The organism is Myxococcus sp. MxC21-1, from assembly GCF_032612255.1.
GTDB lineage: Bacteria > Myxococcota > Myxococcia > Myxococcales > Myxococcaceae > Myxococcus > Myxococcus virescens.
Map to the genome: position 1 here is coordinate 2162628 of NZ_CP123278.1, position 15574 is coordinate 2178201.

The 15574-nt window shown below is 69.5% G+C and carries 14 protein-coding genes and 3 pseudogenes; 2 read left to right on the forward strand and 15 right to left on the reverse strand.

The window, feature by feature from the left end:
- The first annotated feature begins 1 nt into the window (after position 1).
- A complete protein-coding gene (locus QEG98_RS10025; RefSeq protein ID WP_316566579.1) occupies positions 2-559 on the forward strand; it encodes a TlpA disulfide reductase family protein in 558 nt (185 codons plus the stop codon).
- An 11-nt stretch (positions 560-570) separates the two neighbouring features.
- A complete protein-coding gene (locus QEG98_RS10030; RefSeq protein WP_316566580.1) occupies positions 571-1392 on the forward strand; it encodes an inositol monophosphatase family protein in 822 nt (273 codons plus the stop codon).
- A gap of 14 nt (positions 1393-1406) precedes the next feature.
- On the opposite strand, the pseudogene QEG98_RS10035 reads toward QEG98_RS10030, so the two are convergent.
- The 15 genes and pseudogenes from QEG98_RS10035 to mglB all read right to left on the reverse strand — a co-directional run bounded on the left by QEG98_RS10035 (position 1407) and on the right by mglB (position 15329).
- Positions 1407-2020, reverse strand: a pseudogene (locus QEG98_RS10035) (polysaccharide biosynthesis/export family protein).
- 23 nt (positions 2021-2043) lie between these two features.
- On the reverse strand, positions 2044-3309 hold the full coding sequence (locus tag QEG98_RS10040) for a hypothetical protein (protein ID WP_316566581.1): 1266 nt from the start codon (positions 3307-3309) through the stop codon (positions 2044-2046).
- A gap of 113 nt (positions 3310-3422) precedes the next feature.
- Positions 3423-3986 (reverse strand): hypothetical protein, encoded by a 564-nt coding sequence (locus QEG98_RS10045; protein WP_316566582.1) that lies wholly within the window; start codon positions 3984-3986, stop codon positions 3423-3425.
- A gap of 87 nt (positions 3987-4073) precedes the next feature.
- Positions 4074-4520, reverse strand: a complete 447-nt coding sequence (locus QEG98_RS10050; protein WP_090491899.1) for a cyclic nucleotide-binding domain-containing protein — start codon at positions 4518-4520, stop codon at positions 4074-4076.
- Between the two features lie 41 nt (positions 4521-4561).
- Positions 4562-5905, reverse strand: coding sequence for an AgmX/PglI C-terminal domain-containing protein (locus QEG98_RS10055; RefSeq protein WP_316566583.1), 1344 nt, complete (start codon positions 5903-5905; stop codon positions 4562-4564).
- 4 nt (positions 5906-5909) lie between these two features.
- Positions 5910-6185 (reverse strand): hypothetical protein, encoded by a 276-nt coding sequence (locus QEG98_RS10060; protein WP_090491901.1) that lies wholly within the window; start codon positions 6183-6185, stop codon positions 5910-5912.
- 29 nt (positions 6186-6214) lie between these two features.
- Positions 6215-6871 carry a tetratricopeptide repeat protein gene (locus tag QEG98_RS10065; protein ID WP_410478067.1) on the reverse strand — a complete coding sequence of 219 codons (657 nt, stop codon included), beginning with the start codon at positions 6869-6871 and terminating at the stop codon, positions 6215-6217.
- A 98-nt stretch (positions 6872-6969) separates the two neighbouring features.
- Positions 6970-7116 (reverse strand): annotated as a pseudogene (locus QEG98_RS41805) (addiction module protein); the annotation flags it as partial.
- Positions 7050-7298 carry a hypothetical protein gene (locus QEG98_RS10070; protein WP_410478068.1) on the reverse strand — a complete coding sequence of 83 codons (249 nt, stop codon included), beginning with the start codon at positions 7296-7298 and terminating at the stop codon, positions 7050-7052. The gene QEG98_RS10070 and the pseudogene QEG98_RS41805, both read right to left, overlap by 67 nt.
- Positions 7299-7387: 89 nt before the next feature.
- A complete protein-coding gene (locus QEG98_RS10075) occupies positions 7388-7579 on the reverse strand; it encodes a hypothetical protein (protein ID WP_316566586.1) in 192 nt (63 codons plus the stop codon).
- Positions 7580-7652: 73 nt separating this feature from the next.
- Positions 7653-10984 (reverse strand): annotated as a pseudogene (locus tag QEG98_RS10080) (tetratricopeptide repeat protein).
- Positions 10984-13413: a tetratricopeptide repeat protein gene (locus QEG98_RS10085; protein ID WP_316566587.1), complete on the reverse strand. Its 2430-nt coding sequence runs from the start codon at positions 13411-13413 to the stop codon at positions 10984-10986. Before QEG98_RS10085 ends, QEG98_RS10080 begins: the two are co-directional and overlap by 1 nt.
- A gap of 11 nt (positions 13414-13424) precedes the next feature.
- Entirely contained in the window at positions 13425-14129 is a 705-nt protein-coding gene (locus tag QEG98_RS10090) for a dihydrolipoamide acetyltransferase (RefSeq protein WP_090491905.1), read from the reverse strand.
- Between the two features lie 121 nt (positions 14130-14250).
- Positions 14251-14838 carry a gliding-motility regulator Ras-like GTPase MglA gene (gene mglA / locus QEG98_RS10095; protein WP_002637269.1) on the reverse strand — a complete coding sequence of 196 codons (588 nt, stop codon included), beginning with the start codon at positions 14836-14838 and terminating at the stop codon, positions 14251-14253.
- 11 nt (positions 14839-14849) lie between these two features.
- Positions 14850-15329: a gliding-motility regulator GTPase-activating protein MglB gene (gene mglB, locus QEG98_RS10100; protein WP_002637270.1), complete on the reverse strand. Its 480-nt coding sequence runs from the start codon at positions 15327-15329 to the stop codon at positions 14850-14852.
- Positions 15330-15574: the final 245 nt, after the last annotated feature.

Here is a 15574-nt window from a genome sequence, read left to right on the forward strand (position 1 = left end):
CATGCCGCGCCTGCCATTCGCCGTCGTCGTTGGGGCGCTCGCGCTGTCCGGCTGTGCGAGCGCTCCCGCCATTCCGCCTCCGGGGCCTGAGGGGCAGGGGGCTTCGCAGCGCAGCGGGCTCAAGGGCTCGCAGCCGCTGGACTTCCAGGTGAAGCGCTATCCCGGCGGCGAGCCGTATGACCTCGCCTCGGACCGGGGCAGCGTGGTGGTGCTCGACGTGTGGGCCACCTGGTGCGAGCCCTGCAAGGACGCGCTTCCCTACTACCAGGACCTCGCGAACGAGTACGCGGCCCAGGGCCTGAAGGTGTACGCGCTCAACATCGACGAGGACCCGCGCGCCATCCTCACCTTCCTGGCGGAGACGAAGGTGACGCTGCCCGTCCTCCTGGACCAGAACGCCCAGGTGGCCGAGCGCACCCTCAAGGTGCGGGGCATGCCCACCACGTATTTCATCGACCGCAAGGGCATGGTGCGCCACGTCCATGAAGGCTTCGCCGAGGAGTTCCTCGCGAAGTACCAGACGGAGCTCGAGGCGCTGCTCGCCGAGCCCACCCCGTAGAGGAGAGCGTCATGTCCCAGGACTCGCCCGACAGCCTGCGCCGCACCGCCGAGGAGGGGGCCCGGCTCGCTGGCCGCATCCTCGCGGACCGCTTCCTGGGCGAGCGCACCATCGAGTTCAAGGGTGGCATCGACCTGGTGACGGACGCGGACAAGGCCTCCGAGGAAGCGCTGCTCGCCTTCATCCGCGAGCGCCACCCCGACCACGCCATCCTCGCGGAGGAGAGCGGCGCCACGCAGGGCACCGACAGCCTGCGCTGGCTGGTGGACCCGCTGGACGGCACCACCAACTACTCGCACCGCGTGCCGCACTTCTGCGTCAGCGTGGCGGTGGAGGGCCCCGGTGGCGTGCTGGCTGGCGTCGTCTATGACCCGATGCTGGACGAGCTGTTCTCCGCCGCGCGCGGGCAGGGCGCCACCCTCAATGGCCGTCCGCTGCGCGCCAGCACCGTGACCTCGTTGGACCGGGCGCTGCTCTGCACGGGCTTCCCCTACGACGTGCGCGAGCGCCCGGAGGGGCCGGTGGGCCTCTTCACCCGCCTCATCCTCCACGCGCAGGGCATGCGCCGCACGGGCAGCGCCGCCATGGACCTGGCCTACGTGGCCGCGGGCCGCTTCGACGGCTTCTTCGAGTTCGGCTTGAAGCCGTGGGACATCGCCGCGGGCTCGCTGCTGGTGGAGGAGGCGGGCGGCGTCATCCGCCACATCTCCGGTGAGCCCTTCGACGTGCTGCGCGGCGACGTGCTTGCCTCCGCGCCCGCGCTGGCCCCGGCGCTGCTGTCCGAGGCGAAGCGCTTCATGGACGGCTTGCGTGAACAGCCTCCGCGCGGCTGAGGCTCAGGCGAAGGCTAGAAGAAGCTCTCCGGCACGAAGACGATGTCGCCGGGCTGGAGCATGAAGTTCTTCTCCCGTCCCACGCCGATGTCCTCCACGGGCACGCGAATCTTGCGCTCCTGCCCGTCCACCACGCGCGTCACCAGCGTGTTGTTCTTCGCCGCCAGCTTGGTGAAGCCGCCGGCCAGCGTAATCGCCTGGACGATGGACATCTCGTTGTCCACGGGGAAGGTGCCCGGCTTCTGCACCTCGCCGAAGACGAACACCTTCTGTGAGTTGTACTCGCGGATGAGCACCGATACCTGGGGGCGGCGCACGTAGCGCGCCAGGCAGTCCCGCAGCTGGTCCGCCGCCGAGCTGGGCGTCGTCCCCGACAGCGGCACCTTGCCGCACAGCGGGTAGTCGATGGTGCCCTCGCTGGACAGACGCCGGTGCCGGAGTGCTCGGGCTCCTGGAAGACGCGCACCTCCACGACGTCTCCGGGCCCCAGCTTGCCGCCACTGGAGCGCGCGGCCTCGGCCTCCGCGGCGGGCGTGGGAGCGGGCGGCGGCGGGCGCTGCGACGTGCCGAAGCAGGCGGGCAGCGTCATCAGGGACAGCGCGGTGAGGGCGGCGCGGAAGCTGTTCATCTCCAGGAGGGACAGACGCTCACTCAGTACGTCACGGAGAGGCGGGCGTACCCCTCGTGCCGCGAGTAGTTGAGGCCGCCGCCATCCACGGAGGAGGAGCGGCGACCCAGCATGTAGCCTGCAGCGCCCGTCAGCCACGGGTAGAACTGGTACTCCGGGCCGATATTCACGCCGACGACGGTGTCCTTCCTGCCGCCGTCGAAGCGCAGGAAGTCCACGGCGAGCCCGCCGGACACCGTCAGCTTGCCGCCGAAGAGGGCGCGCACCTCGCCGTAGCCCCGGTTGTCCGTGAAGAAGCCGTAGGCGGCTACGGGCTCCAGGGTGCGCAGGTAGCCCGCCTTGAAGCTCAGGGTGGGGCTGTAGAGGTAGGTGCCCTCCAACTGCCCCAGGAAGGTGCCTCCGCCGGTGCTGCCGAGGTTCTGGCCCCAGCCCGCCTTGGCCGTGACGGCCACCTTGGGGGACACGAGGCCCGCCACGCCGCCCATGGCGCGCAGCAGCGAGGCGTCCGGCGTGCTGTCGTTGAAGTAGCTGCGCACGTCCAGGCTGGTGTCCAGCACCACCGCCGTCTTCGGCAGGAAGCGCCAGCGGCCTTCCGCGCCCACGCGCAGGTTGCCGTAGTCGAAGCGCTCCACGGCGGCCGGGTCGCACACGCTTTCGGTGCAGCCGACGGGGCTCACCGAGCTCAGCGGCTGGAAGAACTCCACCGCGTAGGCCACGCTGGGCGTCAGCTCCAGCGCGCCGCCGCCGGGTCGCCACGGGGTCTTCACGCGCGCTTCATTGAAGAGGCTGAGCACGCCCACGCCCACAGCCGCGGTGCGCGTGCGGTCCGAGCGCGCGAACTGGTTCGACACCTCCAGCGTCAGCGGGGCGTCCGGGTTGAAGCGCGCGTTGAGGTCCGCCGCGCCCTCCAGGCGCGAGGCCGCGCTGGAGTTCTTCGTCACCAGGCCCGTGTACATCACGTAGTCCAGGTTGGCGCCCAGGTTGAACGCCATCGTGGACGACGGAATCTCCAGCCGGAAGCCGGGGCGGAAGCGCAGCGCCACGTCGCCCGACAGGTTGCCCGATACCGGGTCGCTGGTGGGCTCCGCGTTGGAGGTGGGCGAGAAGTAGCCCACGCCGCTGTCCAGCCGCGTCTCCAGGTCGAAGTAGGGGTGCAGCCGCCCGGAACCCACCTTGAAGCCGTTACCCCCGGTGGGAGGCGCCGCGATGCCCTGGGCGGAGGCCGTGCCGCCCAGGGCGAGCAGCGCCAGTGCACCCAGTCCTCCCCAGAATGTCGCGGGCTGCTTCATGGCTGAGAAGGGCTTCCCAGGTGTGAGGCGCATTTCCTCTCACCTTTCGTGCTTGCGGCCGGCGGCGTCATAACACATGCGAGTCAGGCCGGACCGAAGGTTTGTTGGCGGTGTTACCGGACGGGGCTGGCGGGAGGTGGGCGCACCAGGACGATGTCGGGTGTGGGGGGACGGCTGGGGTCTCCTCCGGGGAGATTGTTGGGCTCCTCCACTTCCACGAAGAGATTTTCATCGGTGCGGAAGGCGAGCTGGCCGATGCACTCCTCGGCCTCCGAGCGGAGCTGTCCCACCTTCTGCCGGGCGATCATCACCTTGGTGAACTCGTGCTCGCTGGACGAGGACTCCTGGCGGGACACCGCCTCCTGGAGGGACACGTCCGCCTGCTCGGAGATGCGCAGCAGGCCCTTGATTTGAGTGAGCTTCTCGTTGGCGCAGTTGAGCTTCACCACGTCCTTGGTACGCCGCGCCTCCTCCACCTTCCCCAACACCGAGCGCAGCACCTCCCGCATGCCGCTCAAGGCCTGCGTGCTGCGCACCAGCTTCGCCGAGTCCGGCACGTCGCTGGCCTTCTCCAGCGCCGCGGTGGCGGCGGGAGGGGCTGGCGGCTCGGCGGGGGACGGGCTTTGTGCCGTCGCCATGCCGGCGGCCAGGACGGCAAGCATTCCGACGTTGCGCATGCGGCTCACGATGCCGCAGAGCGTAGAGGCAGGGGTGGGGGGTGTCAAACCAACACGAGGGCGATGAAAGTGGTCAGGACTGACTAGTCAGTCCTTCGTTGCGAGACGAACATTGGCCTCGCGCAAACGGGCAGACAGGCTCCTGGCGATATTCACCACGATGAAGGTGAACCCATCTCCATGGGTCCTCCGGAACTCGCGCAGGTCCTGCGCGCTGAGCTGAAGCAGGTCCACGTCCGTCTTCGCGCACACGGTGGCGGAGCGGAAGTCCTTGTCGATGAGGCCCATCTCCCCGAAGAACTCGGGAGGGGACAGCACCGCGAGCGGATGCAGGCCGCCCTGGGGCTGACGGCGCGAGACTTCCACCTGGCCGCGGACGACGACGAAGAGGCTGTCGCCCAAATCCCCTTCTTCGAAGATGACGTCCCCCGCCGCGAAGTGCCGCGCCCGCGCCAGCTCGGCGAGATGGCCGAGCTCCGCGGAGGAGAGCATCTCGAAGAGCGGCGATGCGGCGATGACGGACAGCTTCTCCATGGTCCCCCCGGGGCCCGGGCTGGGTGCTCCCGGCCGGGAGCCTAGCCCGCCGGCGCGAAGACGAAGGGGTAGGAAACGGCTGTCTCGTCGTCGGGTTTGAAGGGGAACACCCAGCTGCGGATGGTGGTGCGGATGCAGCTGCCCACCGCCTCGCTGCCCAGGGTGTTCTCCTCGATTTCGATGTCCCCGGCGCGGCCGGACGTCTTGATGGTGAAGCGCACCACCACCTTACCCTTGAGGTTGGGGTTCCGCTTGAGCTCCTTCTCGTAGCAGCTCTGGATGGCTGCCTTGCGCGCGCGCACGTAGCGGGCCAGCGCGTCGCGGTCCACGTCGGCGCTTTCGATTTCGGGCGTGGCGTCCTGCACGCGGCCCTTCACCACCGTCTCCTTCTTGTCGCCCAGGTCCACCTTGCCGCCGCCCTGGGTGCCAATGGCGCCGATATCCGTCACCGTGCCCGTGCCGCCGCCGCGAGGACCGCCGGTGGCGCCCACGGAGGCCTCGCGGGCCACACCCACGCCGCCCGCGCCCGCCAGGGCCTCGGCGATGTCACCGCCGCCGCTGGCGCCGCCGAGCACGTCCGCGAAGGCACCCTGGCCACCGCCGCTATTGGAGCCCAGAATCTTCAGCAGGCCCTTGCCGGAGACCTTCTTCACCACCTCCGCGCGGCGCTGCTGGGCGGCGTCACCCGCGGGCTTGTTCTCCGCGGGCGTGTCCTCCTTGGGCGCGGCATCGGGCTTGTCGCTCTTGGGCGCTTCGGTGGCACCGGTGTCCGCCGGCTTGGGGGCCTCCACCGGGCGCTGGGGGATGATGGCGCGCACGAAGCGGTCATCCAGTTCGTCCAGCTCCAGCTCGGCCACCTGCGGCGTCTCCGAGGTGATGATGAGGGCGGCGCCGGAGAAGTGGACCAGGAGCGAGGCGGCGAGGATGCCGAAGAAGACGCGGTCCATCGTCTTCCACCGGCTGACCATGACGTCCGTGGGCAGCACCGGCTTCGCCTCGTCGGGCGGCGGCGTGACGAATTGGAAGAAGAGGGTGGCGTCACCCAGCTCCACCTTGCCGCGAGCGCTCTCCGGCAGGGGCAGGACGTGCAGGTCGCCGCGGCGGGTGGCCAGGCCCTGCGCGCGCAGGGATTCGAAGTCCACGTCGGACGAGCCCAGGTTGACGCGGCCCTTCATGTCCGGCGCGATGACGAGCAGGAACTGCTGGTTCTGGTTCTCCAGCAGGGCGAAGCGGGCGGGCCGGCCCTCGGTTGCGGGCAGGACGATGGTGTTCTTCGCGTCGTGGCCGATGGTGACCGCTTCGCGGCGGACGTGGTGCTCTTCGACGATGCGGCCGTTCTGGATGACGCCGACGCGGAGCAGCTTGTTCTGCGAGGTGGCGGCCATGGGACTAGAAGGGTTCCTGTTCCACGCTCTTCTCGACCTTGGGCACGAAGCTCTCGGTGCGGCTGAGGTCGTCGAAGCTCAGGTTGGAGCGCTGGAGGATGTACATGGCCTGGGGCTTCTGGATGCGTCCTTCGACGGTGATGGCTTCCAGGCGGATGACTTTGCGCGGGGCCTTCTTCGGCGACGCGGCGCCGCTGCTGGACGAGGAGGCCTGACTGGCGTCCTGGGCCAGTACGGGCGCGGCGGCGAGCATCACGATGAGGGCGAGGGCGGAGCGCATGGCGGATTTACTGGGAGTCGGTGGTGAGTCTACCCGAGCCGGTGGGCACCGGGGCAGCGGACGCGCCGTCTGGTGACGGTGCCGGGCTGCTTGGGGCGGAGGTGGTGGAAGGTGAGGCGCCGGCGCCGCGACGCGCGTGCCCGGCTCGGGGTTGGACACCGAGGGGGCGGGTGGTGTTCCCTCGGGGGGCTGGCCTCGGCGGCTTTCTGCGCCTCGGCGGCCTTCCGGAGCTGGTCCTTCTGTTCGCGCTCCAGGCGCCGCTCCTCGCGGTCGATGAGCTTGCGCGCGTCCTTCACGTACTGGGGGATGCGGTCGTCGCGTCCGCCGCGCGCCTGATAGTTGTCGAAGTGGGTGAGGGCCGTCTTGTAGCGCTTCAGCGGCTCCATCCCCGGCGGCTCCACGTCGAGGTAGAGGATGGCCAGGTTGAAGTACGCGTCCGCGGTGCGCGGCATCAGCATCAGCACCTGCTCGTACTCGGCGCGGGCCCGCGCGAAATTCCCCTGGCCCCGGTGGGCGTTGCCCAGATTGAGGCGGGCCGACGCGAAGTCCGGCGCGGCGCGCACCGCGGCCTCCAGTTCGGTGACGGCGGCCTCGTAGTCCTGGGCCTCGTTGAGCATGGCGCCGAAGTTGTTGCGCGCCTCCGCGAAGTCCGGCCGCAGCTGCGCGGCCGTCTTGAAGGACTCCAGGGCCTGGGGACGCGAGTCGAGCGCCGGTACACCAGCCCCAGCGCGTTGTGCGTGGCCGCGTCCTTCGGGTCGATGGCGCGGGCGTTCTCCAGCACCATGCGCGCCAGTTCGTGCTTGCCCTCGCGGTAGTAGACCTGCGCCAGCACCTGCATGGCGCGCACGTGCCGCTCGTCGCCCTTCAGCGCCTGCTTGGCCTCGGCCGAGGCGGCGGCGTGGTTCTTCGCCTGGAGCAGGGTGATGGCCAGCGCCGTGCGCAGCGCGACCGAGTCCGGCTGGGAGGACAGCCGCTCACGCAGCTCGGCTTCCAGCTTCGCCGTGCGGCCGGTGCGGCCATACAGGCGCGCCAGCAGTCCCACGCGGACTGCTGCTCGGGGGCCACGTCCAGCGCCTTGCGGTAGGAGCGCTCCGCGTCCGCGGTCTTCCCCATCCGCTCCTGGACGATGCCCAGGTTCGTCCACGCGTAGTCCAGCTTCGGGTCCAGCTCGACCAGGGTGCGCAGCGCCGCTTCGGCCGCGGTCAGCTCTCCCCGGCGCGCAATCTCCACGGCCTCGACGAAGTCGCGCTCGGGCCACGCGGCGCTTCCGGACGGGAGAGGGCCGGTGACGGCGCCTCCGTGGTGGCGCCCGCGTCCGGCGGTGGCGCGGCGGTGGTGCCCGCGTCCTCGGCGGCGGAGGTCTCCTCGGGCGTTGGCCGGGGGTGGTGGCGCACGCGGACAGCCAGAGGCTGGAGGCCAGCACCACGGAGGTCAGCGCGCGGGCGCATGAGAGACGCGGGCCAGGACTCACTTGGTTCCCTCTCCGGACAGGCGCGGGCCCTCTTGCGGCGTCGAGCGCACGGGGCCGCTGATGCTGCCCACCAGCCCATCCGGGTAGGTGGCGTCCGCGGCGAGCGCCTGCTTGGGCTCCTTGAGCACCGGGTACTCCTTGGGCCGGAAGCGGTTCAGGGACTCCAGCGTGCGGCGCGTCCACTCGTTGGTGAGGCGGTTCTTCCGTGCCTCGGCCAGCGTGGCGGCGTAGCTCTCCACGGCGGCCTCTTCCAGCGCGGTGGTCTGCTGAACCAGCGCGTCCTGGTAGACGACCACCGCCTCCTCGCCCATCCGCTTCACCTCCGCCGGGACGGGCGTCTCGATGATGGTGTTGGCGAAGCGCTCCAGGGCGTAGCCCCGGCGGTAGAGCGCGGCCAGCGTCCACTCCAGCTGCTTGTACGGGTAGACGCGCGCGTACGCGGTGTTGACGGACTTCACACCGTTGCGCTTGGCCGTGAAGCTGCGCTCCAGCGCCTTGCCTTTGCCGCCAATCTTCAGCTTGTCGAACTTCTGGAACTCCAGCTCGGCCAGTTGGAATCGGCTGTAGGCGGCGGCATCCGCGGCCAGCGGGTGCGTGTCCGGCTGGAGCTTGCGTCGGTCGAACTCCGCCGCGGACCGCGCCCAGGCGTTCTGGGCGTCGCGCGTGCTGCCCAGCTTCTGGTGGGCGTCTCCCATGCGCCGGTGCGCGTCCACCACCAGCTCCACCTGTCCGGACTGCGAGGCGAACTTGCGCACGAACTCCTGGAGCGCGCGGACCTCGCCACGGGGGTTGCCCTGCTTCTCGTAGATGATGGCGGCGCGGTACTGGTTCTTGGGCGCGTCCTCCGCCTTGGGGAACAGGTCCGCGTAGCGCATGAAGGCGGCGGCGGCCTCCGGGTAGCGCTGCTGGCCCTCCAGCAGGCGCGCGGCGTTGAACAGCGCCGCCTCCCGGTCCTTCGACTCCGGGTAGTCCTTCACCAGCTTCTGGTAGCTGACGACGGCCTTGTCGAAGTCGTAGGAGTTCTCCGCGTTCACCGCCACGCGGAACAGCGCCCCGCCGGCCAGCGGGGACGACGGGTATTCGCGGTAGATGCGCTCGTACAGCTTCAGGGCGGAGTCGAAGCGGCGCGTGTTCTCATGCGCCACCGCGGCGTTGTTGAGGGCCTTGTCCGCGAACTCGTGGCGGGGCGACTCGTCCACCAGCTCGATGTACTTCGCCGCGGCCTCTTCGTACTTCGACTCGGCCATGAGCTGGTCGGCGAGCTTGAAGCGGCCGGCGAGCTTGAACTTCACCAACTGCTTGTGCAGGTCGCTGGACGGGTCGATGACCTTGTCGTTGCTGGCCAGCCGCGCGCTGACGGACTCCACGCTCCGCCAGTCCTCGTCGATGAGGAAGGTCTCGATGGTGAGGTTGGTGGCGTAGCGGGCCACCTCGTGGCTCGGGTACGCCTGGATGAGGGCCTCGAAGCGGCGGCGCGCCTCGGGGAAGTCGTCGTGCGCGTAGTACAGCTCCGCGGCCTGGTAGGCGATGCCGGGCGCCTTCTCTCCAGCGGGCAGCAGGGCGACATAGGCGTCCGCGGCGGCCACCAGCTTCTGTTCGGTGGGCGCGAAGGGGCGGGGCTTCACGGCCTGGCCCGGGGACGCTCCGTCGAGCGCAGCGCCTTGGCCTCCGGCACCGTGCCCGCCTGGATGTCCAGCGTGAGCTGCTTCTGCCACGCGAGCACCGCGTTGAGGGCCGCGTCCGGGCGGTGCTTGTTGGCCGCGTCCGTGTCGCGCACCTCTTCGTAGGCGCGCGCGGCGGCGGCGAACTGGAAGGCGTTGTAGAGGCACTCCGCGTAATAGAACCGCATGTCGCCCGCGCTCTTCGTCCGCGGGAAGCGCTCCAGGTACGTGCCATACGCGCGGGCGGCGATGTCGAAGGCGCTCCGGGCCTGCTCGAACTTGCCCTCCTGTTTGAAGACCAGGGCTTGCTGATGGTGGTAGGTGGCGCTGCCGTACAGGCTGCGCTCGGCCAGCGCGTTGGCGCGGGCGATGGCCGCCGTGTCGCCCTTGTTCTTCTCGTACCAGGCGCCGCCGGGCTGGTAGAGGTTGGCCAGGGCCTCGGACTCGGCGAAGGACAGGCCCAGCATGCGGTCCCGCTCGTAGGCCTGGACGATGCGCTGCTGCACCAGGGGCGCGTCCGGCGCGTCCGGCGCCTTCTGCAGCACCCGGCGATAGGCCTCGATGGCCGGCGCGTGCTTCGTCTGGTCGAAGTAGACGTTGCCCAGCCGCTGGTACACCTCGGCCTCGTAGGGGCGCGGGCCACGCTCGGCGAAGAGCGCATCCGCCCGGGCGATGCCGCCCCAGGTGTCGTCCGCCAGGGAGATGGCCACGTATTGGAGGGCTTCCTCGCGCAGGTCGCCGCCGGCCGTCGCGTCGCCCTTCGCCACGCGCTGGGCTTCGTAGAATTCCACCAGCGTCAGGAAGGACGTCACCGCTGGCTCGAAGCGGTCCAGGCGGTAGTACGTCCAACCGAGCTTGTAGAGCGCCTTGTCGTAGAGCGGGTGCGAGGCGTCGCGCGTGGCGGCCTCGTAAGCCTGCGCGGCCTTGGGCAGGGCCTGCGGGTCCTCGTAGTTGTCGAACCAGTACTCGCCGATGCGCACCCAGGACTCGGTGGCGAAGCGGCTCTGCGGGTAGCGCGCGAGGAGCTGCTGGTACGCGTGGAGGCTGTCGTCGTACTGGTCCTGCTTCTCCAGGCAGTAGGCCAGCAGGTACCAGGCGCCGTCGTTGAGGCGGTAGTCCGGGAAGGTGGCCAGCAGCTTGCGGTAGAGCGCGATGGAGGGCGCGTAGTCCACGCGCGGCTCGGTGGGGAACTCCGCGTCCGGGTTCTTGTCGTGCGCCTCCAGCCGCTCCGCGTAGTCCTTCATCGCCAGCAGGTGGTCGTCCGACGAGCGCTCGTAATACAGCTCCGCCAGGCGGAACATCACGTCTGGCGTGAAGCGCGGCTCGGTGGGGTAGCGGCGCAGGAACTCCTCGAACCGGGCAATGGCGTCCAGCCGCTCGCGGCGCTCCTGGGCCTCCAGGTCCTTGATGCGCTGCTCGTAGGAGGCCGCCAGCGCGCCACGCTTCTGCTCGTAGCGCTGCTCCACCAGCTCCTGCACCTCGCGGTGGAACTCGCGCGCCTCGGACTCGTAGAGCTCCAGCGCGCTGCTCACCTCCTGGAACAGCGCCTCCTGTTCGGGCGTGCGTCCCATGCCCTGGAGGTAGGGGGACGCGGGCGCGGCGGGGGCCTCCGCGGCGGACGCGGGGCCACCCAGGGCGAGCAGCGCGGCGAGGAGACGGGAGCGCATCACTCCTTCACCTCGGACAGGACGTCCTGGAACTCGGCGTCCAGCTCGCGCAGGGCCTCGTCCTTCTGCGTGGAGAGCGTCTGGATGGCCGTCGTCTTGTCCTGCTTCTCGTTGAAGGCCACGTCCACCACGCCCACGTCCGCCTTGAGCACCAGGTCGTAGAACTGCTGCCGCACGCGGCGGATGCTGTCGTAGGCGATGCGGCCCACCAACTGCCTGGCGTCACCGGAGACGGTGGCGACTTCGGCCTCGTATCGCTCCAGGAGCTGCTGCTCGGCCACGACCTTCTCGCGGATGACGCGGCCCCGGCGCTCCAGCCGCTCGCGCACCACGTTCCGGGCCGTCGTCACGCGTTCGCGCAGGCCGTCCAGCCGGCCGCGCACGCCCTGGGTGCGCCGCAGCGTGGCCAGGACCTCCGCGTCCGCCCGGGGCTCCGCCTCGCGCAGGATGGCGTACTCGCGCCGCAGGGAATCGGCATAGGCGGTGCGGATGGCGCGCTCGCCGGCCAGGGTGGTGTCCACGGCGTTGCGCTCGTCCGCCAGCCGCGCGCGCGTGGCGGTCAGCTCCGCCTTGAGGTCCTTCAGCGTCTGGACCTCGGCCTGCAACTGCACCAGGAACTCGCGCTCTTCGTCCGAGGGCGTCTGCCGGTATGGCCGCGAGTCCTCCACCCACTTGCGTATCGAGGCGGCGATGGCGTTGAGGGACTGAAGCTCGAAGTCGAGCCGGTGGGCCTCGCGGTCCAACGCGTCCACGCGCCGCTGCATGCGCTCGCGGCGGTCCTCCAGCGTCTTCAATGAGGTGGGCAGCGCGGAGAAGCGGCGCTCCAGGGCTGCACGCGCGTGCTGGGCCTCCGTCAGCCGCGCCAGCTCGGCGGGCGTGAGCACGGCCTGCATCGCGAGCGTCTCCACCCGCACCAGCTCCGCCTCCGCTTGGGTGAGGGCGGTGTCGACCGCGTCCGCGCGCGTGTTGGCTTCCTGCAGCTCCGGGAAGGTCTCCAGACCGCGCGTGTCCAGGGCGTGGAGGATGCGCTGGGCAATGACCGCGGCCTCGCTCCGGCCCCGGCGACCGCTGTCGATGTCCTCCACCGTCCGCACCGCGTCCGCCACCTCACGCTGCGTGGTGGCGTACTTCAGCACCAGATGCGGCAGCACCGTGCGCATGTCCAGCGGGCCGTCCGCGCGCACCAGCAGCCGGTCGAAGTACGCCACCGGGTCGCTGTGCGAGCTCAGCAGCGCGTCCACCTGCTCCCTAGGGGGCCGGAAGGTGTCGATGACCTGGGTATAGGTGTCGATCGCCTCGTCGTACCGGCGCAGCTTCTGGAGCAGGTTGCCCTGGAGGATGCGGCCTTCGGCGGCGAGCTGCGAGTCGGGCGCCACCAGCAGGAGGATGTCGATGGCGTTCTTCGCCTGCTGGTAGTGGCCCCGGCGCACGTGGACCCAGGCGGATTCGTAGAGGGAGTCGGGGAAGGACTCGCTGTCACGCGGCACCTGGCCGTAGCGGTCCAGCGCGTCGTCGAAGCGGCCCGTCTCGTACAGCAGCCGACCCAATGACATCAGCGCCAGCTCGCGCACGCGGCGGGCCTCCTCCTCCGGCGTGGGCGCGGAGCGGCGAGGACCCGTCCTGCCCGGAGCGGCCTGTGCTGCCTGGGCGGAGGGCGGGGTGGCCAGCTGCTGGAAGCGGGTGATGGCCGCGGGCAGGTCACCTTCCTGCACGGACAACACGCCCAGGTGGTAGGCGGCCTGGAGCCGGAAGGCGCCGTTGGGCGCCTGCGCCAGTGGCGTGAAGGCGGCGCGGGCCTGGGCGATGCGGTCCGCCGGAGACAGGTCCGTGCGCCGGAACAGCCACTTCGCGTGGACGTAGGCAATCTCCGGGGACAGCTGCCCACCGGACAGCGCGCGGGCCTGCGCCACGTAGGCCTCGACACCCTCGAAATAATTGAGGCGGCCAGCCACCGTCAGGTAGCGCGACAGGGCCTCGCGGTAGTGCCCGGAAGTCGGGGGCAGGGCCAGCAGCTCGCGCAGGTACAGGCGCGCGCCAATGTCGTTGCGCTGCTCCAGGAGCGAGTCTGCCAGGTAGAACAGCGCGTCCGGATAGCGCGGATGCGGGCGGAAGCGCGGGTCGCTCACCAGGTCATAGAAGAGGACGGACGCCGCCGGCCAGTCGCCCAGCAGGTAGTGGATTTCGCCGTCGGAGAAGCGGCGCGCGAGGGCGTCGTCGTCACTGGGCTCGGCGCGCTGGGTGAACTGCGTCTCCACGAAGTGGAGGCTCTCCTCGACGCCGAGCAGTCCTGCCTCCACCGCGTCGAGCCGCGGCGACAGGTCGCGTGCGGTCGGCGGGGGCGCGGGTGCCTGCGCGGGCTCGGCGGAGCGGACGGCCGCCGGCCCCAGCAGGACCGCCGCGAGAGCGAGGGCGCGGAGTGAGGCGTTCACCGTCTGGCCCTCTACTGCCCGGGAGTGGAACGGGTGACGGGCGGCGGCGCGGCGGGCGCGGCCTTGCGGCCGGACTCACGCGCGACGGAGACGTCGTAGCGCACCGCGGGCCGGTCCTTCAGGTCCGTGGTGATGCCGCCCTGCTCGTAGCCCACCACGTGCACGGTGGACGTCTTCCCCGGCTCCGCGTTGAAGGTGTAGCTGGACTGCACCTTGAACTTGTAGCCCTCCAGGTAGCTGAACACGCCGTAGCCATTGCCCCGGTACACGAGGCGCACGGCGAGCTGATGCTGCCCGGGGACGATGCGGCCGTTGAAGACCTCGAAGAGCTCGCGCTTGCCCAGGTCCGTGTGGCCCTCTTCATCCACCTGCGTGTAGACGGGCGCGCCGTCGAGCGCGTACGCCACCGACTCCAGCTCGAAGGAGCCGCCCATCTCGTTCTTGTGGATGATGACGGCGCGAGCGCCCGTGGAGACATCACCGCCCAGCACCGTCTCCTGCAACAGCAGCAGGCGCGCCTTGGAGCGGTAGATCTTCTCCTTCAGGTCGACGACGTTCTCCTCCAGCGTCTTCACGCGGGTGTCGAACGCCTCGTCCGCGGTCGCCGCGGCCTGTGTGGAAGGAGGAGCGGAGGCAGCGGGCTCCTGCGCGAGCGCCGGCCCACAGAGGGCGGCGCTCAGCAGGGCGAGGAGCGGGAAGGTGGCGGCGACACGCACGGTACGACCTCAGTGGGCAGACGGTCCGACCTGACGGCAAGGGAAGACATAGCACCTTTGCCTGTAGGACGTCTTGCCACGCCGTGGGCGGGGACCGCGGTCGCCCGCCTGGGCGCTTGCTTCAACCACCCTTCTTGAGCTCGGTGAGGACGAGCTTGGCCACGGCCTTGAGCGTGTCGAAGACGCCCACGCCCGTAGGAGCCACGGCCTGGTACTCCGGGATGTTGCGAGGGTTGAGCGCCTTGCGCATCTCCTCCACCGTCACCGCGTTGGGCAGGTCGCGCTTGTTGTACTGGATGACGTACGGAATCTTGTTCAGGTCGTAGCCCTGCTCCGCAAGGTTGATGCGGAGGTTCTCGAGCGACTCCATGTTCGCTTCCATACGTTCGATCTGGCTGTCTGCCACGAACACGACACCGTCCACGCCCTTGAGGATGAGCTTGCGGCTGGCGTCGTAGAAGACCTGACCAGGCACCGTGTACAGGTGGAAGCGCGTCTTGAAGCCGCGAATCTCACCGAGCGACAGCGGCAGGAAGTCGAAGAAGAGCGTGCGGTCCGTCTCCGTGGAGAGGGAGATGAGCTTGCCCTTCGTCTCCGCGGCGGTCTTGTTGTAGATGTACTGAAGGTTGGTCGTCTTCCCGCAGAGCCCGGGCCCGTAATAGACAATCTTGCAGTTGATTTCGCGGGATGAGTAGTTGATGAAGGACATGGCTTCCCGGGTTACTCGCTGAAGAGGTTGTCGATATCGTCGTCGGAGATCTCGGCGAAGGGCGACCCAGCTCCAGGACTGTCAGTCTTCTTCACCAGGCTCTCGAAGATCTTCGTGAGCTCGTCGCTGGCCTTCTTGATGCGAAGGCGGACGAGGCCGAGGCTGGTGCGGTTGTCAAAGATGACGACCAGCACGACCCGGCTGCCGACGATGGTCATGTACAGCGAGTCCTTGGCCCCCTCGTGGAACTGGTTGGGGAACTCGTTCTCCCCAATCAGCTTGGCCAGGCCACCCATCGCGGCCACGTTACCGGCCGTCAGCGAGGCCAGTGACGTGGTGTCGATGTTCTGCGTCTGACCCGCGGAGGAGATGAGCTGCCCGTTCTTGTCGACGAGGAAGACCACCTTCGCGTTCGCGTCCTTGGTAAGCCGGTCGCAAACGGCGTTGATCTTGGTGAACTCCTCTTCGTACATCACCAGTTGCGTGCCCATGGGCGTATGCGCTCCTCAGCGTTCGCTCGTCCCGCTCATGGCGACGCTCCGATGTTTCTAGAGTGAATCCACGAGGTTAGACGAGGCGCTACCGACCGTCAGGATGCTTAGCAAAGCGTATCCACTCCAGCAAGAAGCCTTCCGCTTCCTGGAGGAGGTTCCGTGCCCGTTCCCATGCCCTCCGGACGCACTGTGGGGTGGAGGCCACGGATCCGCACTCTGAGCGCGTGGGGCCTGAATGAGCC